This window comes from Phreatobacter sp. AB_2022a, assembly GCF_026847585.1.
Taxonomy (GTDB): domain Bacteria; phylum Pseudomonadota; class Alphaproteobacteria; order Rhizobiales; family Phreatobacteraceae; genus Phreatobacter.
In genome coordinates this window covers 38917-60652 of the sequence record NZ_JAPSET010000038.1, presented here as the reverse complement: position 1 = coordinate 60652, position 21736 = coordinate 38917, and the positions used below count along the sequence as shown (strand labels likewise).

Below are 21736 nucleotides of genomic sequence, written 5' to 3'. Positions count from 1 at the left end.
TCCCGGCGAAAGCGCTGGCGACCGGCCGTGTTGGTCGGCCGGCGCTCAGCGCCGGTTGGCCGTCAGCGCCCGGTCTTGGCCCGCGTCCAGGCGCGGGTGATGACGCGCTGCAGGCGCGCATCGGGGCTCGTGACGGTGAACAGCCGCTCCATCACCGCATCGGGCGGATAGATCGCGGGATTGTCGCGCACCGCAGGGGCCACCAGCGGCCGCGCCGCGAGGTTGCCGCTCGCATAGGAGACGAAGCTTGCCACCCGCGCGCCGACCTCCGGCCGCAGCAGATAGTTGATGAAGGCCTCGGCGAGGTCCGGATTGGGCGCATCGGCCGGGATCGCCATCTGGTCGAACCACATCTGCGCGCCCTCGCGCGGGATGACATATTGGATGTCGATGCCGTTGCCGGCTTCGCGGGCCCGCCTCTGGGCCTGGAAGATGTCGCCGGAATAGCCGACCACCAGGCAGATATCGCCATTGGCGAGGGCCGAAATATATTCCGAGGAATGGAACTTGGTGACCAGCGTCCTGAGCTGCTGGATATGGGCGGCCGCGGCCTCCCAGTCCTCCGGCTTCTTGGAATTCGGATCGCGGCCGAGATAGCGCAGCACCGAAGGCAGCAGGTCCTCGGCCGTGTCGAGGAAGTGGATGCCGCAATCCTTGAAGCGCTTCAGCACCTCCGGATCGAAGGCGAGGCGCCAGGAATCGAGCGGCGCATCGGCCATCCGCTCGCGGATCTTGGCGACGTTGTAGCCGATGCCGGTCGTGCCCCAGAGATAGTTCACCGAATAGGCGTTGCCGGGATCGAACACGGCGACGCGGCGCTGCACGTCGGGCCACAGATTGGCCAGGTTCGGGATCTTCGAGGGGTCGAGCCGGCGGTGGACATTGGCCGCGATCTGCCGCGACAGGAACGGTCCCGACGGCACCACGATGTCGTAGCCGGTGCGGCCGGCGAGCAGGCGCGTCTCCAGCACCTCGTTGGAATCATAGGTGTCGTAGACGACCTTGGCGTTGAACTCGCGCTCGAAATCCCGGAGCACCTGCTCGTCGATATAGTTCGACCAGTTGAAGATGCGCAGTTCCCGCGTGCCCTGCGCCGCGGCGCTCGCCGCAAAACCGACCGCCGCGAGCGCGACGGCAAGGCCTCTGAGCAGGGTGCAAGTCTTCATGATGCCGTCCTTGACCAGGGAATGGAGGGGGATGCCGGGCCCCGCGGGCGTCGCCGACGGCCGCAACTTAGCGGGGAATTGCGCCGGCGGCTATGCCCGAAACGGCAGCGGCCGCGCGTCAAAAAGACAAGGCCGGCGGGGCGTGCCCGCCGGCCTGAAGGATCGAAGGACGCCCCGCCGCGGCGGAGCGCGGGCCGGAGCCCTGTCGTCAGTCGCGCACGAGGATGTTGCGGAACTGCCAGGGATCGGAGGTGTCGATATCCTCTGGGAACAGGCCGGGACGGCCGCTGAGCGGCGTCCAGTCCGTATAGGTGCCGACCACCGGCCCGAGATAGGGCAGCTGGACTTCCAGGCACCGCTTGAAGTCGACGTCGTCGGCCTCGACGATGCCGGCATTCGGATTGTCGAGCGCCCAGACCATGCCGGCGAGCACGGCCGAGGTCACCTGCAGGCCGGTGGCGTTCTGGTAGGGCGCGAGCCGGCGCGTCTCCTCGATGGAGAGCTGCGAGCCGTACCAGTAGGCCCCGCCGGCCTGGCCGTAGAGCAGCACGCCGAGTTCGTCGATGCCGTCGACGATCTCGTCCTCGCCGAGGATCTGCCATTCCGGCTGGCGCTGGCCGGCCGCGCCGAACATCTCGTGCAGCGACAGCACCGCATCGTTGCAGGGATGGTAGGCATAGTGGCAGGTCGGCCGGTAGGTCACCTTGCCGCCGGCATCCCGCGCGGTGAAATAGTCCGCGATCGAGATCGCCTCGTTGTGGGTGACCAGGAAGGCATGCTGGGCGCCCATCGTCGGGCACCAGGATCGGACGCGGGTATTGGCGCCCGGCTGCAGCAGATAGATTGCCGGCGCATCTTTGTCGCGATACTGGCGGGCGGTTGCCGGCAGCCATTTCTCGTGGGTACCCCAGCCGAGCTCGGCCGGCTGCAGGCCTTCGGAAATGAACCCCTCGACCGACCAGGTGTTGACGAACACCCTGGGCGGCTTCGGCTGGCGCGCGCGCTGGGTATCGCGCTCGGCGATGTGGATGCCCTTGACCCCGACCTTGGCGGCGAGATCGGCCCATTCGGCCTTCGAGGTCGGCGTCGAGAAGGCGAGACCGCTGTCGGTGGCGACATTGAGCAGGGCCTGCTTGACGAACCAGGAGACCATGCCGGGATTGGCGCCGCAGCAGGACACCGCCGTGGTGCCGCCCGGCGAGCGCCTGCGGGCATCGAGGACCCGCTCGCGCAGCGCATAATTGGTGCGGTCGGCGGTATCCATCTTGGCGTCGTAATAGAAACCCGGCCACGGCTCCGCCACGGTGTCGATATAGAGTGCGCCCACCTTCCGGCACAGCTCCATGATCGCGACCGACGAGGTGTCGACCGACAGATTGACGCAGAAGCCCTGGCCGCCGCCCTGGGTAAGCAGCGGCTCCAGCAGGGTCACGTAGTTCTCCGGCGTGACCGCCTCCTGTATGAACTTGATGTCGCGCTCGTCTACGAGGTGCCGGTTGGTGTCCACCGGGTCGATCACCACCATCCGGCTCCGGTCGAAGCGGAAGTGACGTTCGATCAGCGGCAGGGTGCCGCGGCCGATGGAACCGAAACCGATCATGACGATCGGGCCGGTGATATCGTGATAGACGGGCCACTGGCTCATAAGGGGTCTCCTGAAGAGGCAGGTCTTACAACGAATGAAAGGCCCCGGCCTTGCGGACGGGACCCTGCACAACGAGCAGGCGTGCATTGGCCATGCGAAAGCCCCCCCGTCAACGCCTATTCACGTGACGCGGTCATGACGGGGCCCGGCCGGACGTGAATTTGACCGCCGCCGGCGCCGTCCGCCAAGGCGCCCGGCAGCGCTTCGCGGGGACACGAAGATGCTGCGCCGCGACCTCTGGTCCCTCTGGTCGGACGGCGTGACTCAGGTAATATATTCCCTCCTGACGGGCGCCAACGATAAGGAAATGCTCGGCGGAAGGGGTGTGGGAGAGAATTTATGGCGACGAAAAAAGAACGCTCGGTCGAGGAGCTCTATCGCGACGACCCGGAACGGGCCGATGCCGAGGTCTTCGGCCGCAAGGCGGCGAAAGGTCGCGCCGCGGGCGAGGTCGCCTCGCGTCGCGGCTTCCTCGGCGGCGCCGGACTCGCGGCCATGTCGGCGGCGGTCGGCGGCCCGATCGTCTATTCCGCGGCCATGCCCGGCGGGCTCGTACCGGCGGCGCTGGCGCAGGGAGCTCCGGCCGCGCCGGCCCAGGGGTCGGGCACCGGCCCCTCCGCCGCGGCGCCGGCGACCGCCGCGGGCCCGCAGCCTTTCGACTATCCCGGCAAGGCCCGCGGCCTGATGCTGCTGCAGGACCGGCCGCTGGTGGCCGAGACGCCCGAACATATGCTCGACGACGCGACGACGCCGGTCGACCGCTTCTTCGTGCGCAACAACGGCCAGATCGCGCCCGAGATCACCAATCCGGACGCCCATGCCTTCGTCATCGACGGCGAGGTCAATGCGCCGCTGCGCCTCACCCTCGGCGAGCTCAAGTCGCGCTTCCGCGCGGTCACCTACCGGCTGCAGATGGAATGCGGGGGCAACGGCCGCTCGTTCTTCTCGCCGCAGGCGCGCGGCAACCAGTGGGGCAACGGCGCCATCGGCTGCGCCGAATGGACCGGCGTGCCGCTGCGCGACATCCTGCGCGCCGCCGGCCTGAAGGACAGCGCGCGCTTCACCGGCAATTACGGCGCCGATCCGCACCTGTCCGGCGATACCGGCAGGCAGTCGATCTCGCGCGGCATGCCGATCGCCAAGGCGCTGGAGCGTCACACGCTCGTCGCCTTCGCCATGAACGGCCAGCCGATCCCGCATATCCACGGCGGCCCGGTGCGGCTGATCACGCCGGGCTGGCCGGGCTCGCTGTCGCACAAATGGCTGACGCGCATCTGGATCCGCGACAAGCCGCATGACGGTGCCGGCATGGGCGGCACCAGCTATCGTGTGCCCATCGTGCCGATCGTGCCGGGCTCCAATGTCGACGGCCGCGAAAACTTCACCGACATGACCTCCATGCCGCTGCGTTCGATCCTGACGAGCCATGCCAATGGCACGCGGCTCGCCAAGGGCACGCGCTCGCTCGACATCCGCGGCGCCGCCTGGGCCGGCGATCTCGACGTCCAGCGGGTTCACGTCTCGACCAATTTCGGCCAGACCTGGAAGGCCATGCGGCTGGCGGCGCCCAAGAACCGCTACGACTGGCGGCGCTGGTCCGGCTCGATCCAGTTCCCCACCGACGGCTATTACGAGGTCTGGGTGCGCGGCCAGGATTCGACCGGCAAATATCAGCCGCACACGGCCGGCAACTGGAACCCGCAAGGCTATGGCGCCAATTCCTTCCACCGCATCGCCATGCTGATCGGGTGACGGGATGCGCCTGACGACAGTCCTGACCCTCGCGCTGGCGCTCGGCGCCGGCGCGGCGGCCATGCCGGCCCTCGGCCAGCAGCCGCCCGCCTTCCAGCCGCAGGCGGAGACGCCGGAGGCCTGGCCCGCCGGCGAGGGTCGCGAGGAGACCTTCTACACCTGCACCGCCTGCCACGCGACCGGGCTGATCACCCGGATCGGCCAGACCCGCGAGCAGTGGAACGGGGTCGTCGATCTCATGGTCGCCAAGCACGGCATGGCCGCGCCCGAACCCGCCGACCGCGCGATGATCGTGAACTATCTGGCGCGCGCCTTCCCGCCGCGGGCGCCGGCGCAGGGCGGCGGCTGGCGCAATCCGTTCCAGCCCCAGCAGTGACTCGTGCCGCCGCGCCTCAGCGCGCGGCGAGCGCCGCTTCGATCTGCGGCTTGATGCGGGCGGTCAGGATCTGCGGCGTGATCGGGCCGACATGCTTGTAAAGGATGCGCCCGTCGCGGCCGACGATGAAGGTCTCCGGCACGCCGTAGACGCCCCACTCGATCGCCGCCCGGCCGTTCGGATCGACACCGATCCGCTGATAGGGATTGCCGTTGCGCTCCAGGAACCGCCGGGCATTCTCCGGCTGATCCTTCTGATTGATGCCGGCCATGCGGATCCGGCTGTCCCGGGCGAGCTCGACCAGCTGGGGATGCTCCTCGTGGCAGGGAATGCACCAGGAGGCGAAGACGTTGACCACGGTGACCGCGCCGGAAAGGTCCGCCGTGGCGAGGCCGGGCCGGTCGATGCCCTCGAGGGCGCTGAGCGAAAAGTCCGGCACGGGCTTGCCGATCAGCGCCGAGGGCAGCTTCTGCGGATCGCCCTGCAGGCCGATGAGGAACAGCGCGGCCAGAGCGATGAACACGGCGAGCGGCACGAAGGCGAGCCAGCGCCGCCGGGGCGCGGCCGGAACCGCCAGGTTGCTCATGGTGCCCCCTCCTTCCGCGCCGGCTCGCGCGGGCCGGATGCCGACCGGCGGGACACGCCGCGCGCCGCAAGGTCGGCGAGCAGCGCCGTCTGACGCCGGTGATCGACGACGATCCAGGCGATGAGCCCGCCGACCGTCAGGAAACCGAGGCCATAGGCGGCGAGGATGAAGGCGGCGTGCGGTCCGAGCGCGCTGAACGCGGCCATGCTCTCAGCCCCCCGTCGCCAGCCCGGCGCCGGCCGGCAGGCCGTCGCGCTGCGCTTCGATCAGCCGCATGGCCCTGACGCGCCGGCGCAGCACCTCGTTGCGCATGGCGGCGAGATGCAGCGTCACGAACAGGACGGTGAAGGCGAGCGCCGAGACCATGAGCGGCACCAGGATGGAGCTGTGGATGGTCGGTCCGCCGGTCCGGAACACCGAGGCCGGCTGGTGCAGCGTGTTCCACCAGTCGACCGAAAACTTGATGATCGGGATGTTGACCGTGCCGACCAGGGTCAGGACCGCCACCGCCCGGCCGGCCCGGCCGGGATCGTCGACCGTCCGCCATAGCGCGATCAGGCCGAGATACATGAGCAGGAGCACGAGCTCGGAGGTGAGCCGGGCATCCCAGATCCACCAGGTGCCCCACATCGGCTTGCCCCAGAGCGAGCCGGTGACGAGGCACAGAAAGGTGAAGGCGGCGCCGATCGGCGCGGCCGCCTTGGCCGCGACGTCGGCCAGCGGATGGCGCCAGACCAGCGTGCCGAGCGCGGAGACCGCCATCATCGAATAGCAGGCCATCGACAGCCAGGCCGCCGGCACGTGAAGGAACATGATCTTCACCGTGCCGCCCTGCTGGTAGTCGTCGGGCGCGACGAACAGGACGAGGTAGGCAGCCACGGCGAACAGCAGCACCGTCGCGGCGCCAAGCCACGGCAGTGCCCGCGCCACGAGCACGAGAAAGCGGGTCGGATTGGCGAGATCGAGGAGCGCCATGATGGGGCTGGTTTAATCGCGCCCGCGTCCGGGCGCAATGCGACGGATCAACCGGGGCCTGCGGTTGTCCGCGGCGGATCGGCGCAAAACCAACGGCCCGGGCAGGGCCCGGGTCGCCAATGCCGGCCTGGAAGGCGCGTCAGAAGCGGAAATTCACGCCGGTGCGGATCTGGTGGCCGGTGAAGCCGACGCGTGGCTGCTCCAGCAGGTCGCCGTAATTGCCGTGGCCGAGGCTGATGTAGCGGTATTCCAGCATGGCGGTCCAGTTGCGGCTGAAGGCATATTCGCCGCCGACGCCCGCAGTCCAGCCCGACAGCATGCGCGTCTGCGTCATCGGGCGCAGGCTCGCATCGGTCATGCGGACATTGCCGAAGGCGTAGCCGCCCGTGGCGTAGACCATGAAATTGCTCTGCACGACGTAGCCGAAGCGCGCGCGCAGCGATCCGTTCCAGTTCATGCTGGCGCGAATGTCGGTCGGCAGCGTATCGTTGTAGGTGCGCTTCAGGCTGCTGTAGTTGATGTCGCCGGCCACGCCCAGCACGAACCGGTCCATCTGGAAATCGTAGCCGCCCTGCAGGCCGCCGGTGAAGCCGGACGCCCCGCCGAGCTCATACTTGGCGGTATTGCTGAAACGCGACGCGAAGTTCAGGCCGATATTGCCGCCGAGATAGAAGCCGGACCAGACGCCGGCCGGCACAGCCGGCATGAAGCCCGGCTCGGCATAGGGCCCGCGGCCCGAAAAGTCCGCGGCCAGCGCGGGACCGGCGAAAAGCGCCGAGGCCGCCGCAGCCCAGATGATCTTCTTCATGTCCCAACTCCTCTCCGACGGTCCCGCGGAACAAGCTCCGTCGCGGGTCGCGCCCGGATGCGAATGCGATGAACAAGCCATAACCGCATTCGCTCAAATTTTCTCGTTCTCAGTAGTATCATCGTGAATAGATTATTACCGTTCCTGTCTATGATAGCGCATCTCAGCAAATCGCGGCCTGCGATGCGAGGATATGCCCGCAGCGGAACACGCAATGTTCATGCAATAATCGGAAATATGAAATTACTATTCTGATATTTCCTGTGAAAATACGCAAAAAATTCAGTAAAGCGACAGCAAAAACGACAATGATCGTGTCAGAATGGTGACGAAGCAAGCGCTGCCGGATGTTCAAGCAAGACGAGCGCGGATCCATGCGCCCTTCCGTGCCGGCAGCGCCGGCGATATGCCGCGCGGCTGCGCGTGACGGTCCGCGAAACGACTGGAACCGGTGGCGGAAATGCACGCCGGCGCCTATGTCGACAGACTGATCTTCACGCAATGTGCCGGGACGTCATGGCCGAAGTCGAAACTGCATTGGTCACCGGCGGCGCGCGCCGGATCGGCGCGGCGATCACCGAGGCGCTGGCGCGCGCCGGCTTCGCCGTGGTCATTCACGCCCATCGCTCGGCCGAGGCGGCTCAGGCGCTGGCCGCGCGCATCGCCGATGCCGGCGGCCGGGCCGCCGTGGTATCGGCCGATCTCGCCGAGCCCGGCGATGTCGACGGCCTCATCGCGGCGGCCGCTCGGCCCTTCGGCCGCCTGAGCCTGCTCGTCAACAATGCCAGCGAATTCGAGGAGGACCATCTCGGCAACCTGACACGCGAGCGCTGGAACCGGCAGTTCCGCGTCAACCTGCAGACCCCGTCCTTCCTCGCCCAGGATTTTGCCGACCAGGCGCCGGACGGCGCGGCGATCGTCAACATCGTCGACCAGCGCGTCTTCAAACCGACGCCGCAATTCTACTCCTATACGCTGACCAAGATCGCGCTGGAGGCGGCGACCCGCACCATGGCGCAGGCGCTGGCGCCGAGGATCCGCGTCAATGCGGTGGCGCCGGGGCCGACCGCAGCCAATGTCCGGCAGGATCCCGCCGATTTCGGCCGTCAGGCCGAGGCGACGCTGCTCGGCGCGCCCGTCGCCCCGGAGGCGATCGCCGAGGCGGTCGTCCACCTCGCCCGTGCCCGCGCCACGACCGGGATCACCATGGCGGTCGACAGCGGCCAGCATCTGGCCTGGAAGACGGCTGATGTCTGGGGCATCAAGGAATAGAGAATAGACTTGCCGACGCGCCTGATTCCCGCGCCGGCGCCAACGGTCGCTCCGCCGGCCGACAGGACCGAACCGAACAGACATCCGCCATGACCGCCCGTCCCGGCCCCGCCAATCTCGAACCCGATCTGACCGACCTCGATCTGCCCGAAGCGGACGAGGCGGAGGACGTCGTTCTGGATCTCGCGACGGAAGAGGATGCGGCGCCGGCCGCCGGGCCGCTCGCAGCCGGCATCGACGTGATCAAGGCCGCCGTGCGCCACGCGCCGAAGGGGCCCGGCGTCTATCGCATGATCGATGCGGGCGGCGAGGTGCTTTATGTCGGCAAGGCGAAGTCGATCGCCAAGCGCATCGTGTCCTATACGCGCCCCGTCGGCCTCGTCACCCGCATCGCCCGCATGGTGGCGGCGACCGCCGCCATGGAATTCGTCTCGACCAAGACCGAGACCGAGGCGCTGCTGCTCGAAGCCAACCTGATCAAGCAGCTGCGCCCCCGCTTCAACGTGCTGCTCAGGGACGACAAGTCCTTCCCCTATATCCTCATTACCGCCGATCACGCCGCGCCGCGCATCGCCAAGCATCGCGGCGCCCGCTCGATCAAGGGCGACTATTTCGGCCCCTTCGCCTCGGCCCAGGCGGTCGGCCGCACCATCAATGCGCTCGAGCGCGCCTTCCTCATCCGCTCCTGCGCCGATCCGGTGTTCGAAAGCCGCACCCGGCCCTGCCTCCTGTTCCAGATCAAGCGCTGCGCCGGTCCCTGCACCGGCGAGATCGCCCAGGCGGACTACGATGCTCTCGTCGGCGAGGCCAAGCTGTTCCTCTCCGGCCGCAGCCAGGCGGTCAGGGAGGTGCTGGCGCGCCAGATGGAGCAGGCCTCCATCGACCTCGAATTCGAGCGTGCGGCCGTCTATCGCGACCGCCTCGCCGCGCTGTCGGCGGTCCAGGCGACCCAGGGCATCAATCCGCGCGGCGTCGAGGAGGCCGACGTCTTCGCCGTCACCCAGCAGGGCGGCCAGACCTGCATCCAGGTGTTCTTCTTCCGCACCGGCCAGAACTGGGGCAACCGCGCCTATTATCCGCGCGCCGACCGCTCGATCGAGCTGGCCGAGGTGCTCGGCTCGTTCGTCGCCCAGTTCTATGACGACAAGCCACCGCCCTCCCTGGTGCTCACCTCGCACGACGTCGAGGACCGCGAGCTGCTCGCCGAGGCGCTGTCGACGCGGGCCGGCCGCCGCGTCGAGGTGGCCGTGCCGAAGCGCGGCGAGAAGAAGGATCTCGTCGACCACGCGCTGCAGAATGCCCGCGAGGCGCTCGGCCGCAAGCTTGCCGAGAGCGCCTCGCAGATGAAGCTGCTGGAAGGTCTCGCCGCGGCCTTCGGGCTCGCCAAGGTGCCCCGCCGCATCGAGGTCTACGACAATTCGCACATCATGGGCACCAATGCGGTCGGCGCCATGATCGTCGCCGGCCCCGAGGGATTCCGCCGCAAGGACTATCGCACCTTCAACATCAAGTCCGACATCGCCCCGGGCGATGATTTCGGCATGATGCGCGAGGTGCTGGAGCGCCGGTTCAAGCGGCTCCTGAAGGACGCGGCCGAGCCCGCGGCGACGCCCAGGCCGGAGCCCGACGAGGACGGCTCGGCCTGGCCGGATCTGGTCGTCATCGACGGCGGTCCGGGCCAGCTCGCGGCAGCCCAGAAGATCCTGACCGAGCTCGGCATCGACACGGTGCCGCTGGTCGGCATCGCCAAGGGCCGCGACCGCGAGGCCGGCCGCGAGACCTTCCACATGGCCGGCCGCGAGCCGTTCCGGCTCGAACCGCGCGATCCCGTGCTCTATTTCGTCCAGCGGCTGCGCGACGAGGCGCACCGCTTCGCCATCGGCACCCATCGCGGCCGGCGCAAGAAGGACATCAAGGAAGCCGGGCTTGCGGAAATCGCCGGCGTCGGTCCCTCGCGCAAGCGCGCCCTGCTCAACCATTTCGGCACGCTGAAGGCGATCGAGCGGGCAAGGCTCGAAGACCTGCAGCGGGCCCCGGGCATCAATGCCGGCACCGCCAAGGCGGTCTACGACTATTTCCACCCCGCGGGGTGAGTGGATGGCGCGTAGCGAATGGCGAACAGGGAGTGATGCGGCCAGGGCGCGCAGACTATCATGGGGTAGCAAGGCCCTCGACGCGCTCCCTGCTGGTGCGCGCCCTCGCAGGCCCCTGTCACTCGATTACCGCGACTCACTCAAGGGGTGCACTCCACTACCCGCCACTCGCCATTCGCCGTCCACTATTCGCGCGCTTGCGCTCGCGCCTCGGCGACCAGCCGGTTGGTGGCGGTCTCGATCGTCGTCTTCAGGCGTTCGGCGAAGATCTCGGGCGGCAGGCCCGGCGGGATCGGGTCGAGGCATTCGACGATCACCGTGCCCGGCCGGCGGAGGAACGACCGGCGCGGCCAGAACAGGCCGGCATTGTGCGCGACCGGCTGGCAGGTGGCGCCCAGCGCCGAATAGAGGTGGGTCACGCCGTATTTGTAGTCCGGCGGTGCATCGACCGCCCGGCGCGTGCCTTCGGGAAAGATCATGACCTGCTGGTCGCGGCCGAGCGCGGCGCGCGCGCCCGCGGTGATCGAGGCCAGCGCCTCGCCCTTCTTGCCGCGATCGACCGGGATCTGATGCGCCCGCCAGATCGCCCAGCCGAACAGCGGGATGTAGCTGAGCTCGCGCTTGTAGATATAGGCCGGCCGCGGGAACGGCACGAAGAAGGCGAAGGTTTCCCAGGCCGACTGATGCTTGGCCGCGACCAGCACGGCGCCCAACGGCACCTTTTCCAGTCCCCGGTAGTCGACGGTCAGGTTGCAGATGGTGCGGAGCGCCCAGAGATTGCCATGGCACCAGACGCGGCCGATGAACAGGACGGGGTTGCCGAACGGCCAGATCATGGCCGGGATCAGCACGATCAAAAGGACGAAGGTCCAGAGATAGAAGAACAGGTTGAAGATGACCGAACGCAGCAACAGCATCAGGCGGGTCCCCCGCCCGAGGCGGTGCTCAGTAGGTCGCGGCGCGCACCGTACGCGGTTCCGCTGTCGGAATATCCAGCCTGAGCCGCACGGCAGCCATCAGATATTTTGCATACTCGAAGCCCAGAATCTTCAGGCTGGGCGGATCTTTCCACCAGACATTGCGCTTCATCGCCTCGGTCGAGACGGGATGGGCGATCAGCGTCACGTCGGGCAGGACGCGCTGCAGCTCCAGCATGGTGCGCGGCATATGGTAGCTGGATGTCACCACCAGCACCGAACGGAAGCCGTTCGAGCGCACCCATTTGCCGGTTTCCATGGCATTGCCGAGGGTGTTGAGGGCGCGGTGGTCGAGATCGATGCAGCATTGCATGAGCGCGGCCGAGCCCGGGATCAGCCGGGCGAGCTCGCGCTCGCCCACCATCGGGTTGACGCCACTGATGAGCAGACGCCGGCCCTGGCCGGTGCCGAGCAGGGAGACCGCGTCGGACAGGCGCGACGAGCCGCCGGTCATGGCGACGATGGCCTCGGCGCGAGGCCCATCCCTGTCCGCAACCTGCGTTGCCTGGAAAACGAAGGCGACGAAACCGCCGGCAAGGCCGATGGCGGCGGCAAGGCAAAGGGCCAGGATGGCCGGCGCCGGGCGAAGCAATAGCCACCCCCGTTCCCGTCTTACCGCGGCGGGGGGCACATCCGGCGCGCTCGTGAGCGCTGCCCATGTACGGCTTCGCGACATTGCCTGCACTATACCAGAGATTGCGGCGACCTGACGGCCCAGGTAAGGCGTAGCGCCACGGTCATCAACGATCCGTTAACCGCATCGGCGGCGGTTCCCGGCATGCCCCGCCCGTTCGGCCGAGGTTGACGTTAGCGGCAGCGGCTGGTGGTGTTGCCCGCATGCAAGGGAGACGAGATCCATGAAAGCGGTGATGTGCAAGACCTTCGGGCCGCCCGAAAGCCTGGTGATCGAGGATCTGCCGGATCCGAGCGCCGGCCCGGGCGAGGTGGTGGTCGCGGTCACCGCCGTCGGCCTCAATTTCTTCGACAACCTGATCATCAAGAACATGTATCAGGTGAAGCCGCCCATGCCCTTTTCGCCCGGTTCCGAATTCGCCGGACGGGTGCTGAGCCTTGGCGCGGGCGCGACCGGCTTCAAGGTCGGCGATCGCGTCGCCGGCAACGTGCCCTATGGCGCCGCGCGCGGCCAGATCGTCGTCAAGGCGAGCGCGCTCGCCCCGATTCCCGACGCCTTGACCGATGAGCAGGCCGCCGGCCTCGTCATCACTTACGGCACCACCATCCACGCCCTGAAGGACCGGGCCGAGCTGAAGCCCGGCGAGACGCTGGCGGTGCTCGGCGCGGCAGGCGGCGTCGGCCTTGCCGCCATCGAGCTCGGCAAGGCCATGGGCGCCCGCGTGATCGCCTGCGCCTCGACCGACGACAAGCTCGCCTTCTGCAAGGCGCACGGCGCCGACGAGGTGATCAACTATTCGACCGAGGACCTGAAGGAGCGCTTGCGGGCGCTGACCGACGGCAAGGGCCCCGACGTCATCTACGATCCCGTCGGCGACAAATATGCCGAGCCAGCCCTGCGCGCCATTGCCTGGCAGGGGCGTTTTCTGGTCATCGGTTTCGCCGGCGGCGAGATCCCGAAGATTCCGCTGAACCTGACGCTGCTGAAGAGCTGCGACATCCGGGGCGTGTTCTGGGGCGCCTTCGCCCAGCGCGATCCGAAGACCAACAGCGCCAATCTCGCGCAGGTGGCCCGCTGGACCGCGGAGAAGAAGCTGTCGCTGCACGTGCACGCGACCTATCCGCTGGAGCAGGTCGCCGATGCGCTGAACGAGATCGCGAGCCGCAAGGCCAAGGGCAAGGTCATCCTGAAGCCCTGAGCAAGCCTGCCGGCCGGGCTCCGACCCCCGCTGCGGCTAGTGGTTCCCCGCCTCCAGCATTTGCGCGCCCGGCCTGTGTCGTGGCCACGCGGAGGCCGCGGCCAGATCGCGGACGGTCGAAGCGAGATCCGCTTCGACCCGCGCCCGCTCGTCGTCGTTCTCGGCGATCAGATGAATATGCACCTCGCTCGCGCGCTTCATTTGAGCGAGCCGGGCGAGCGCCCGCTCCGACCCCGGCGCGCGGCCGGCCCAGACCGCCACGCGCGTGCCGTCGGCCTCGCGGCGGGCAAGCACCACAACCGCACCTTCGTAGGCCGGCGGCGCGCCGGCCGGATAGACGGTTGCCAGGTAGCGCCGGCCGGAAATGCCGCGCCAGGCATGAAACCGGCCGGCCAGGCCGACCGCCGCCAGGGCCTGCGGCGGCCCGGCATCGAATGCGTGGATGATTCGCCGTCTGCTCATGATTCGCCGTTCTCTTCGGCGGAACATAATGAGAACAAACGGAACCGGCGTCAATGCCCCGGAATGGTCGGGCACGGCGGCGCGGTGGCTCGGCGATGGCTGAGGATGTTGACGAGCTTGCCAAGCGGATCGCGCACATAGAAGCGGCGCACGCCCCAGGGCTCGTCGGCCGGACCGTATTCGACGGCAAAGCCCGCGGCACGCATTCCCTCGAGCGCCGCGTCGAGATCGTCGACCTCGATCGACAGATCCGGCACCGGCGTGCCGGAACCGCCTTCGGTTGCGACGCTCACCTGCACGCTCATCTGCGCCGGGGCGCCGTAGGTGGCGATCCAGCCATGATCCATGAGAATGTCGAGGCCGAGCACGTCGCCATAGAAGCGCCGCGCGGCGGCAATGTCGGCGGCCGCGATATTGGCGACGATGCGCGTGACCTTCATGAGCGGGAGTTCCCTGGTTTCACGGACCGGCGGCGAGCGTGCCGCGCTGGCGGCTGTCGGATGCGCCGGTCCAGCCTGCGGACGTTGCCAGGATGGCGTTGACGTTGCCGAAGGCGGGCCGGGGCTGGATGCGGTGGCCGAGCCCTGCGAGCAGGGCGAGCGTGTCGACCGAAATGCCCCGCTCGACGTCGATCGCGTCGGGCAGCCACTGGTGATGCACTCGCGGCGCGGCCACCGCCTCGGCAATGTTCATGCGATGATCGACGACGTTGAGGATGGTCTGCAGCGTGATGGTGATGATCCGGCTGCCGCCCGGCGAACCGGTCACCATCGCCACCTTGCCGTCGCGGAACAGGATGGTGGGAGCCATCGAGGACAATGGCCGCCGGCCGGGCGCCGGCAGATTGGCTGCGCCCTGCACCAGCCCGTAGGCGTTGCTGGCGCCCGCCTTGGCGGCAAAATCGTCCATCTCGTTGTTCAGCAGGATGCCGGTGCCCTCGGCGACCAGGCCCAGCCCATACGAGAAATTGAGCGTATAGGTGTTGGCCACGGCGTTGCCGGCACGGTCGACCACCGAGAAATGGGTGGTCTGGTCGCCTTCGTGCGGGACCGGATCGCCGGGGCGGATCTCGGCCGCGGGCCGGGCGCGCGCAGGATCGATCAACGGGCGCAGCCGGTCGGCATAGGCCCTGGAGACGAGCCCGCGCACCGGCACGCCGACGCTGTCGGGATCGCCGAGATGGCGCGCGCGGTCGGCATAGGCGAGCTTCATGGCCTCGACCATGACATGGATCGCCCGCGCGCTGTTGTGACCCATGCCGGCAAGGTCATAGGGCTCGAGCAGATTGAGAATCTGGATGAGATGCACCCCACCCGAGGACGGCGGCGGCATGGAGGCGATCTCGTAGCCGCGATAGCGCCCGCGCACGACCTCGCGGATGACCGGCCGATAGGCCTTGAGATCCCCTGGCGTCATGATCCCGCCATGGGCGCCGAGCGCCGCGACGATGCGTTCGGCAATCGTGCCTTCGTAGAAACCGGCCGGGCCGCGCTGCGCGATCGCCTCCAGCGAACGGGCGAGATCCGTCTGGACGAGCGTCTCGCCCCGCCGCAGCGCCGAGCCGTCCGGCCTCAGGAAGATGCGCGCCGAGGACGGAAAGCGGCCGAGCCGGCGGGCGGCGGCCGGCAGCGAATCGGCGAGATCCTCGTCGACCGGAATGCCGTCGCGGGCCAGGCGGATCGCCGGCGCGATCAGCTCGGCCAGGCTGAAGCGCCCGGAGCCGTAGCGGCGATGCGCCTCGGCAAGCCCGGCGACCGTGCCGGGGACCCCGGCGGCGAGGCCGGTGTCGCGCGACAGGCGCGCATCCGGCTCGCCGTTGCCGCCAAGGAACATGGTCGGCGTGGCGGCGGCCGGTGCCGTCTCCCGATAGTCGATGGCGACCGTCTCGTTGCGCGCGGCGAGATGCACCAGCATGAAGCCGCCGCCGCCGAGATTGCCCGCCCGTGGCAGCGTCACGGCGAGCGCGAAGCCGACCGCCACCGCCGCGTCCACCGCATTGCCGCCGCGCGACAGCACCTCGACCCCGATCCGGGTCGCCCGCGCCTCCTGGCTCGCCACCATGCCGTCGGGGGCGAGCGCCGGGTGAATGCGCGCGACGTCGGAAATGATCGGCCAGGCCGGAACGGCCGCGGCAGGCGCGGGCTGCGGCTGAGCCCGCGCGAATACCGGCGCTGCCGTGAGAAGAGCGGCCAATGCAAGAACTGTCCGACGCATGGAGGCCTCCGCGGAGGACGGCACTCTTGCCCGAAACGGCGCGCGCCGCCACTCGCCGGGACGGGGCCATGCAGGATGACGTCTTGGCCGCGCTTGCCGGCCGGCCGATCATGCCGGCGTCGCCCGCCACGTGAGAAAGCCATGGCCGCCCCTGACCGCCTGCCGCCCATCCCGCCGTCCGCCTATGACCAGGCCCAGGCCGAAGCCGCCGCCGAATTCCGCGCCCGGCGCGGTGCCGAGCCGTTCGGGCCCTACGCGCCGCTGCTGCGCTCGCCGGCGGTCATGCGGGACGTCGAGGCGCTCGGCGTGCGCATGCGCCACCATTCCTGCCTTTCGGAGGATCTGAAGGAGCTCGCCATCTGCCAGGTCGCGCGCGCCTATTCGCAGCAGTTCGAATGGTCCGTGCATGCGCGCGAGGCGGAAAAGGCCGGCGTTTCCAGGGCGGTGATCGCCGCGCTGGCCGAAGGGCGCAGGCCCGACGGCATGAGCGCCGACGAGGCCCTGATCCACGATGCGGTCGCCGAGCTGCTGTCGACGCGGCGCTGGTCCGACACCACCTACGAGCGCGTCGTCGCGCGCCACGGCGAACGCGGCGCGGTCGAGATTCCGACCCTGGTCGGCATCTACGCGCTGCTCGCGCTGGTGCTCAATGTCGCCCGCACGCCAGCCGACGGCGCCGAGGGCCTGGCGCGCTGGCCCGAATAGCCGGCGCGGGATGGCGCCCCCCGGGCCGGATCACTGGTGCCGGCGTGAATTGCTAACGATTGCACGCGATAATCGCCGCCGCCCAGGAACTGAGCCCGATCAGCCGTCATGCCGACCGCATCCCCCGCCGCCGTCCAGGCCCCAGCGAACCGCGCCGCCATTGCCGGCTGGGTGCTGTTCGACTGGGCGGCCCAGCCCTACTTCACGCTGATCAACACCTTCGTCTACGCGCCGTTCTTCGCCAGCGCGGTCGCTGCCAATCCCGTCGAAGGCCAGGCCATGTGGGGCTTTGCCAGCAGCGCCGCCGGCCTCGTCATCGCCTTCCTGTCGCCGGTCCTCGGCGCCATCGCCGACGCTTCCGGCCGGCGCAAGCCTTGGATCGCCGCCTTCGGCCTGCTGCTCGTCATCGGCTCGGCCCTGCTCTGGCTCGGCCGGCCCGGCATGCCGGAGACGGCGGCGATCGTGCTCGCCGCCTTCGTCATCGCCACGGTCGGCGCGGAGTTCGCCACCGTCTTCAACAATTCGATGATGCCGACCCTGGTGCCGCCCGACCGGATGGGCCGCCTGTCCGGCCTCGGCTGGGCCATCGGCTACGTCGGCGGCATGCTCTCGCTGATCTTCATGCTCGGCTTCCTGGTGGCGAGCCCCGATACCGGCCGCACCATCATCGGCCTCAACCCCTTGTTCGGCCTCGACGCGGCGGCGCGCGAGGGTGATCGAGCGGCCGGACCGCTGACCGCATTCTGGTTCATTCTCTTCGTCATCCCGATGTTCCTGTTCACGCCCGATGTCCCCGCCAAGATGGGGCTCGCCGCGGCGGCAAGGTCGGGGCTGAGGAGCATCGGCGCGACGCTGGCCGAAGTGCGCAAGCACCGCAACATCATGCTCTTCCTCATCGCCAACATGATCTACATGGACGGCTTGGTCGCCATCTTCGCGCTGGGCGGCATCTATGCGGCGGGCGTGTTCAGCTGGACGACCATCGAGATCGGCCTGTTCGGCATGCTGCTGACCGTGACCGGCACGTTCGGCGCACTGATCGGCGGCAGGCTCGACGATGCCATCGGCTCGAAGCCGGTGATCCTCGGCTCCATCCTGTTCCTGTGCACCGCCACGGCCGCCATCCTGCTGATCGGCCCCGGCCATGTCTTCTTCATTTTCGAGACGGCCAGGCCGATGCCCGGCGATGGCTTCTTCGCCACCGTCCCGGAGCGGATCTATCTCGTCCTCGGCGGCATCATGGGCGCCGCCGCCGGCCCGTTGCAGGCGGCCTCCAGGTCGCTGCTCGTGCGCCTCGCGCCACGCGACAAGATCGGCCAGTTCTTCGGCCTGTTCGCCCTGTCCGGCAAGGTGACGGCCTTTGTCGGACCGTTCCTGTCGAGCATGGTGACGCTGGCGCTCAACGACCAGCGCGCCGGCCTCGGCGTGCTGCTGATCATGTTCGCGGTCGGCGCCGCCATCCTGACCCGGGTCTCGACCCGGCCGGCGGCCGCATGAGCCCGCCCGTGGCGCCTCGCCCTACCGCAAGTCCGGCACGGTCCTGATCAGCCAATCCTGCACGCGCTGGGCGATCGCATCCGAATTGCGGTCCATCATGACCATGTGAGAATTGCCGCGGATGCCTTCCGCCGGCAGGTCGAGCCAGGTCGCTGCGCCGCCGGCTGCGGCGAGCGCCGTGGCATAGCGCCGGGGCGCCCGCACGAAGGTCTGCCAGGGCGGCGAATCCTCGAGGTGATCGCCGAACACGACGAGATGCGGCACGCCGCGGATCCGCGCGAGGTCGACGGTTGCCGGATCCGGTGCCCCCGAAGGCTCGATGGCGACCAGGGCCCGCACCTTGTCCGGCGCATTCAGCGCCGCGCGAAAACCGAAATTGCCGCCTTGGCTGTGGACGATGACGATGCAGGGGCAGACCTTCTGGATGAGCGCGTCATAGGCGGCCTGCGTCGCGGCATCGTTCGATGCCCAGCGCGGCACCTGCTGGCGCGCGAACTGGTCGAAGGCCTCGATCGGAAACTGCGTGTCGGAAAAGGCCTCGCGCCGTCCGCCGACCTCATAGGTGGGGCCGATCCGGAACAGCTCCCAGGCCTCCTTCTTCGGCCGGAAGAACGGCGCGCTCGGATAGATCTCGGGGTAGCGCGCCCAGGAGGCCCGGCCGCGCTCCACCGCGTCCGAGACATAGGTGTCGTAGCCCGCCGCCAGAAAGAACTGCTGCCAGCCGGGCTTGCCGTCCGGCTTGGTCTCCCAGGTGACGCCGCTGAGGCCGCCGCCATGCCAGAACAGGATCGGCAGGCGGCGCGGCTCGGCCAGCCTGACATACTGGACATACATCTGGCCGGCGATGAACTCGCCGTTCGGGTCGACCTTGATCGGCGCCATGCCCGCCGTGAAGCTGAGCTCCTGGATCGGCAAGCCCGACAGCACGACGTCGCGGCCGCCGATGTGGAAACTGCCGACCTCTCTGACCCGGTAGTCGGCGCCCGCCGGACTACCCATGCCGAGCAGCGCCGACATGACGGCAACGAGAATGCGCAGGCGCATGCCGGTCTCCTCCCCTTGGCATTCCTGGCGAGGAGTATTGCCGGCGCGCCCTGTCGTGCGAAGCCGCCGGATGACAGGTCTGCGCTGCAGATCGGGACCACGAGGATCCGGAGCCGTCGAGACGGGCCGGGCTCAGGCGCCGCGGCTGCCCCAAGGTGCCTGGCCGCCATAACCGCCCTGCGGCGGCACGGAGGGGCCGCCCAGCGCCATGTCGACCGTCACCGCGGTGCCGCTGACGCTCACCATCAGCATGGACTTGCCCGGCGTCTCGTAGTCGATGTCGATGCCGACGATGGCGTTGGCGCCAAGCCGCTGGGCCTCCTGCATCATCTCGCCGAAGGCCGTGTTGCGGCCGTCGCGCAGCACCGTCTCGTAGGAGCCGGCCCGGCCGCCGACGATGTCGCGGATGGAGGCGAAGAAGTCGCGGAAGAGATTGGCGCCGAGGATCGCCTCGCCCGTCACCACGCCGTGGTAGCGGATGATGCGGCCACCTTCGAAGGTCGGCGTCGTCGTCAGCAGCATGGAACAGCCTCCGGTCCGCGCGCGGCACGATGGTGCGCGCCCGCGTCATTTCGACAGCAAGCCGCGCGCGAAGGCAAGAAACCTGACGGCGCGGCGGCGTGTCTCAGTGCCGGAAATGCCGGATGCCGGTGAACACCATGGCGAGCCCGGCCTGGTCGGCGGCGTCGATCACCTCCTGGTCGCGCATCGAGCCACCGGGCTGGATCACTGCGGTGGCGCCCGCCTCGACCGCCGCCAGGAGCCCGTCGGCGAAGGGGAAGAAGGCGTCGGAGGCCACCACCGACCCCTTGGTCAGCGGCTCGCCGCCGCCGGCCGCGAGCGCCGCATCCTCGGCCTTGCGCGCCGCGATGCGGGCCGAATCGACCCGGCTCATCTGGCCGGCGCCGACCCCCACCGTCGCGCCGTCGCGGGCATAGACGATGGTGTTCGACTTGACGTGCTTGGCGACGCGGAAGGCGAAGCGCAGATCGGTCAGCTCGGCCGCGGTCGGCGCGCGTTTCGTCACCACCTTCAGGTCCATCGTGTCGACCACCGCATTGTCGCGCGACTGCACGAGGAGCCCACCGGCCACCGTCTTGACCATCAGGCCGGCCGCGCGCGGATCGGGCAGGCCGCCGGCGACCAGCAGACGCAGGTTCTTCTTGGCGGCGACGATCGCCTTGGCTTCGTCCGTCGCGTCGGGCGCGATGATCACCTCGGTGAAGATCTCGACGATCTTGCGCGCCGCCTCGGCGTCGAGCGTGCGGTTGAGCGCGACGATGCCGCCGAAGGCGGAGACCGGGTCGCAGGCGAGCGCCCGCTCATAGGCCTCGACCAGCGTCGACGCCTCGGCGACGCCGCAGGGGTTGGCGTGCTTGATGATCGCCACCGCGGCGGTGCGCGCCGGGTCGAACTCGCCGACCAGCTCATAGGCGGCGTCGGTGTCGTTGAGATTGTTGTAGGAGAGTTCCTTGCCCTGCAGCTGGCGGGCGGTGGCAACGCCCGGCCGGGCGATCGCGCCTTGCGGCGTCTTGTAGAAGGCCGCCCATTGATGCGGGTTCTCGCCGTAGCGCAGCGCCTGGGCGAGTTCGCCGCCGAAGGCGCGATAGGGCGTGGCGGTCTCCTCCAGCGCGTCGAACAGCCAGTTCGAAATGGCCGCGTCATAGCTCGCGGTGCGGGCATAGGCCTTGGCCGCCAGACGGCGCCGCAGGTCGCGGGTCGTCGCTCCGCCATGCGCCCTCATGGCGGCGACCACCGGTCCGTAGTCGGCGGCGTCGACCACCACGGTGACGGCGTCGTGGTTCTTCGAGGCCGCGCGGATCATGGCCGGGCCGCCGATGTCGATGTTCTCGATCGTATCGTCCCAGCTCGCGCCGCGGGCGATGGTCGCCTCGAACGGATAGAGATTCACCACCAGGAGATCGATCGGCAGGATGCCATGGGCCTTGGCCGCCGCCTCATGGTCGGCATGGCCGCGGATGGCGAGGAGGCCGCCATGCACCTTCGGATGCAGGGTCTTCACCCGGCCGTCCATCATCTCCGGAAAGCCGGTCAGCTCGGCCACCTCGGTGACATCGAGGCCGGCATCCTTCAGTGTCTTGTAGGTTCCCCCGGTCGACACGAGCGCGACGCCGAGTCCGGCGAGGTCGCGGGCGAATGCGACGATGCCGGTCTTGTCGGAGACCGAGATGAGAGCACGGGCGATGGGGCGTTCGGGGAAAGCGGACACGGGGGGCGGTCTCCGGGAGAGTTCGGCCGCGCCTTAGCACGGCAGCCCCGGCATCGGAACCTTTATCGGCGCGAAAAATGGCCTGGCCGTGCCGTCCTCTCG

At 68.9% G+C, this 21736-nt stretch carries 21 protein-coding genes; 7 read left to right on the top strand and 14 right to left on the bottom strand.

Annotated elements, in window-relative coordinates:
- Window positions 1-62: 62 nt before the first annotated feature.
- Both OZ671_RS23425 and OZ671_RS23420 read right to left on the bottom strand, forming a co-directional pair.
- Window positions 63-1166, bottom strand: coding sequence for a polyamine ABC transporter substrate-binding protein (locus OZ671_RS23425; RefSeq protein ID WP_268862967.1), 1104 nt, complete (start codon window positions 1164-1166; stop codon window positions 63-65).
- Between the two features lie 208 nt (window positions 1167-1374).
- Window positions 1375-2811: a homospermidine synthase gene (locus OZ671_RS23420; RefSeq protein ID WP_268862966.1), complete on the bottom strand. Its 1437-nt coding sequence runs from the start codon at window positions 2809-2811 to the stop codon at window positions 1375-1377.
- 339 nt (window positions 2812-3150) lie between these two features.
- On the opposite strand from OZ671_RS23420, the gene OZ671_RS23415 reads away from it, so the two are divergent.
- Together OZ671_RS23415 and OZ671_RS23410 are read left to right on the top strand one after the other, a co-directional pair.
- Entirely contained in the window at window positions 3151-4563 is a 1413-nt protein-coding gene (locus OZ671_RS23415) for a sulfite oxidase (RefSeq protein ID WP_268862965.1), read from the top strand.
- Window positions 4564-4567: 4 nt separating this feature from the next.
- A complete protein-coding gene (locus OZ671_RS23410; protein WP_268862964.1) occupies window positions 4568-4939 on the top strand; it encodes a hypothetical protein in 372 nt (123 codons plus the stop codon).
- A gap of 16 nt (window positions 4940-4955) precedes the next feature.
- Here OZ671_RS23410 and OZ671_RS23405 read toward each other — a convergent pair whose 3' ends face one another.
- From OZ671_RS23405 to OZ671_RS23390, 4 genes are all read right to left on the bottom strand, one after another.
- Window positions 4956-5525 carry a DsbE family thiol:disulfide interchange protein gene (locus OZ671_RS23405; RefSeq protein WP_268862963.1) on the bottom strand — a complete coding sequence of 190 codons (570 nt, stop codon included), beginning with the start codon at window positions 5523-5525 and terminating at the stop codon, window positions 4956-4958.
- The gene (gene ccmD, locus OZ671_RS23400) at window positions 5522-5731 is read right to left on the bottom strand and encodes a heme exporter protein CcmD (RefSeq protein WP_038303505.1); all 210 of its coding nucleotides are present in this window, start codon (window positions 5729-5731) and stop codon (window positions 5522-5524) included. Before ccmD ends, OZ671_RS23405 begins: the two co-directional genes overlap by 4 nt.
- A gap of 4 nt (window positions 5732-5735) precedes the next feature.
- Window positions 5736-6500 (bottom strand): heme ABC transporter permease, encoded by a 765-nt coding sequence (locus OZ671_RS23395; RefSeq protein ID WP_268862962.1) that lies wholly within the window; start codon window positions 6498-6500, stop codon window positions 5736-5738.
- A 139-nt stretch (window positions 6501-6639) separates the two neighbouring features.
- Window positions 6640-7308: an outer membrane protein gene (locus tag OZ671_RS23390; RefSeq protein ID WP_268862961.1), complete on the bottom strand. Its 669-nt coding sequence runs from the start codon at window positions 7306-7308 to the stop codon at window positions 6640-6642.
- Between the two features lie 516 nt (window positions 7309-7824).
- On the opposite strand from OZ671_RS23390, the gene OZ671_RS23385 reads away from it, so the two are divergent.
- Together OZ671_RS23385 and uvrC are read left to right on the top strand one after the other, a co-directional pair.
- Entirely contained in the window at window positions 7825-8580 is a 756-nt protein-coding gene (locus OZ671_RS23385) for an SDR family oxidoreductase (RefSeq protein ID WP_268862960.1), read from the top strand.
- An 89-nt stretch (window positions 8581-8669) separates the two neighbouring features.
- Window positions 8670-10673 carry an excinuclease ABC subunit UvrC gene (gene uvrC / locus OZ671_RS23380; RefSeq protein WP_268862959.1) on the top strand — a complete coding sequence of 668 codons (2004 nt, stop codon included), beginning with the start codon at window positions 8670-8672 and terminating at the stop codon, window positions 10671-10673.
- A 185-nt stretch (window positions 10674-10858) separates the two neighbouring features.
- Here uvrC and OZ671_RS23375 read toward each other — a convergent pair whose 3' ends face one another.
- A complete protein-coding gene (locus OZ671_RS23375; protein WP_268862958.1) occupies window positions 10859-11590 on the bottom strand; it encodes a lysophospholipid acyltransferase family protein in 732 nt (243 codons plus the stop codon).
- A gap of 28 nt (window positions 11591-11618) precedes the next feature.
- Window positions 11619-12242 (bottom strand): YdcF family protein, encoded by a 624-nt coding sequence (locus OZ671_RS23370; RefSeq protein WP_268862957.1) that lies wholly within the window; start codon window positions 12240-12242, stop codon window positions 11619-11621.
- A 265-nt stretch (window positions 12243-12507) separates the two neighbouring features.
- Between OZ671_RS23370 and OZ671_RS23365 the strand changes: the two genes are divergently transcribed.
- Window positions 12508-13482: an NADPH:quinone oxidoreductase family protein gene (locus OZ671_RS23365; RefSeq protein WP_268862956.1), complete on the top strand. Its 975-nt coding sequence runs from the start codon at window positions 12508-12510 to the stop codon at window positions 13480-13482.
- 36 nt (window positions 13483-13518) lie between these two features.
- On the opposite strand, the gene OZ671_RS23360 is transcribed toward OZ671_RS23365, so the two are convergent.
- From OZ671_RS23360 to ggt, 3 genes are read right to left on the bottom strand one after another with little or no spacing between them, the layout of a single operon-like run.
- Entirely contained in the window at window positions 13519-14019 is a 501-nt protein-coding gene (locus OZ671_RS23360) for a hypothetical protein (protein WP_268862955.1), read from the bottom strand.
- Window positions 13995-14384 carry a VOC family protein gene (locus OZ671_RS23355; protein WP_268862954.1) on the bottom strand — a complete coding sequence of 130 codons (390 nt, stop codon included), beginning with the start codon at window positions 14382-14384 and terminating at the stop codon, window positions 13995-13997. The genes OZ671_RS23360 and OZ671_RS23355 overlap by 25 nt, the downstream gene beginning before the upstream one ends.
- A gap of 19 nt (window positions 14385-14403) precedes the next feature.
- Window positions 14404-16158, bottom strand: coding sequence for a gamma-glutamyltransferase (gene ggt, locus OZ671_RS23350; RefSeq protein WP_268862953.1), 1755 nt, complete (start codon window positions 16156-16158; stop codon window positions 14404-14406).
- 141 nt (window positions 16159-16299) lie between these two features.
- Between ggt and OZ671_RS23345 the strand changes: the two genes are divergently transcribed.
- The gene (locus OZ671_RS23345) at window positions 16300-16863 is read left to right on the top strand and encodes a carboxymuconolactone decarboxylase family protein (protein ID WP_268862952.1); all 564 of its coding nucleotides are present in this window, start codon (window positions 16300-16302) and stop codon (window positions 16861-16863) included.
- Window positions 16864-16971: 108 nt separating this feature from the next.
- A complete protein-coding gene (locus tag OZ671_RS23340) occupies window positions 16972-18360 on the top strand; it encodes an MFS transporter (RefSeq protein ID WP_268862951.1) in 1389 nt (462 codons plus the stop codon).
- A gap of 21 nt (window positions 18361-18381) precedes the next feature.
- Here the strand turns inward: OZ671_RS23340 and OZ671_RS23335 are convergent, their stop codons facing one another.
- The 3 genes from OZ671_RS23335 to purH form a co-directional block, all read right to left on the bottom strand.
- Window positions 18382-19404, bottom strand: a complete 1023-nt coding sequence (locus tag OZ671_RS23335) for an esterase (protein ID WP_268862950.1) — start codon at window positions 19402-19404, stop codon at window positions 18382-18384.
- 132 nt (window positions 19405-19536) lie between these two features.
- Window positions 19537-19926 carry a heavy metal-binding domain-containing protein gene (locus OZ671_RS23330; protein WP_442957121.1) on the bottom strand — a complete coding sequence of 130 codons (390 nt, stop codon included), beginning with the start codon at window positions 19924-19926 and terminating at the stop codon, window positions 19537-19539.
- A 103-nt stretch (window positions 19927-20029) separates the two neighbouring features.
- The gene (gene purH, locus OZ671_RS23325) at window positions 20030-21634 is read right to left on the bottom strand and encodes a bifunctional phosphoribosylaminoimidazolecarboxamide formyltransferase/IMP cyclohydrolase (protein ID WP_268862949.1); all 1605 of its coding nucleotides are present in this window, start codon (window positions 21632-21634) and stop codon (window positions 20030-20032) included.
- Window positions 21635-21736: the final 102 nt, after the last annotated feature.

Excerpts from the sequence above, each read along its gene's own strand:
- OZ671_RS23415 (WP_268862965.1), top strand. The coding sequence starts at position 3,151 with ATGGCGACGAAAAAAGAACGCTCGGTCGAGGAGCTCTATCGCGACGAC.
- OZ671_RS23390 (WP_268862961.1), bottom strand. The coding sequence starts at position 7,308 with ATGAAGAAGATCATCTGGGCTGCGGCGGCCTCGGCGCTTTTCGCCGGT.
- uvrC (WP_268862959.1), top strand. The coding sequence starts at position 8,670 with ATGACCGCCCGTCCCGGCCCCGCCAATCTCGAACCCGATCTGACCGAC.
- OZ671_RS23385 (WP_268862960.1), top strand. The coding sequence starts at position 7,825 with ATGGCCGAAGTCGAAACTGCATTGGTCACCGGCGGCGCGCGCCGGATC.
- OZ671_RS23365 (WP_268862956.1), top strand. The coding sequence starts at position 12,508 with ATGAAAGCGGTGATGTGCAAGACCTTCGGGCCGCCCGAAAGCCTGGTG.
- OZ671_RS23395 (WP_268862962.1), bottom strand. The coding sequence starts at position 6,500 with ATGGCGCTCCTCGATCTCGCCAATCCGACCCGCTTTCTCGTGCTCGTG.
- OZ671_RS23335 (WP_268862950.1), bottom strand. The coding sequence starts at position 19,404 with ATGCGCCTGCGCATTCTCGTTGCCGTCATGTCGGCGCTGCTCGGCATG.
- OZ671_RS23375 (WP_268862958.1), bottom strand. The coding sequence starts at position 11,590 with ATGCTGTTGCTGCGTTCGGTCATCTTCAACCTGTTCTTCTATCTCTGG.
- OZ671_RS23405 (WP_268862963.1), bottom strand. The coding sequence starts at position 5,525 with ATGAGCAACCTGGCGGTTCCGGCCGCGCCCCGGCGGCGCTGGCTCGCC.
- OZ671_RS23330 (WP_442957121.1), bottom strand. The coding sequence starts at position 19,926 with ATGCTGCTGACGACGACGCCGACCTTCGAAGGTGGCCGCATCATCCGC.
- OZ671_RS23345 (WP_268862952.1), top strand. The coding sequence starts at position 16,300 with ATGGCCGCCCCTGACCGCCTGCCGCCCATCCCGCCGTCCGCCTATGAC.
- OZ671_RS23355 (WP_268862954.1), bottom strand. The coding sequence starts at position 14,384 with ATGAAGGTCACGCGCATCGTCGCCAATATCGCGGCCGCCGACATTGCC.
- OZ671_RS23340 (WP_268862951.1), top strand. The coding sequence starts at position 16,972 with ATGCCGACCGCATCCCCCGCCGCCGTCCAGGCCCCAGCGAACCGCGCC.
- OZ671_RS23425 (WP_268862967.1), bottom strand. The coding sequence starts at position 1,166 with ATGAAGACTTGCACCCTGCTCAGAGGCCTTGCCGTCGCGCTCGCGGCG.
- OZ671_RS23420 (WP_268862966.1), bottom strand. The coding sequence starts at position 2,811 with ATGAGCCAGTGGCCCGTCTATCACGATATCACCGGCCCGATCGTCATG.
- ccmD (WP_038303505.1), bottom strand. The coding sequence starts at position 5,731 with ATGGCCGCGTTCAGCGCGCTCGGACCGCACGCCGCCTTCATCCTCGCC.
- OZ671_RS23410 (WP_268862964.1), top strand. The coding sequence starts at position 4,568 with ATGCGCCTGACGACAGTCCTGACCCTCGCGCTGGCGCTCGGCGCCGGC.
- ggt (WP_268862953.1), bottom strand. The coding sequence starts at position 16,158 with ATGCGTCGGACAGTTCTTGCATTGGCCGCTCTTCTCACGGCAGCGCCG.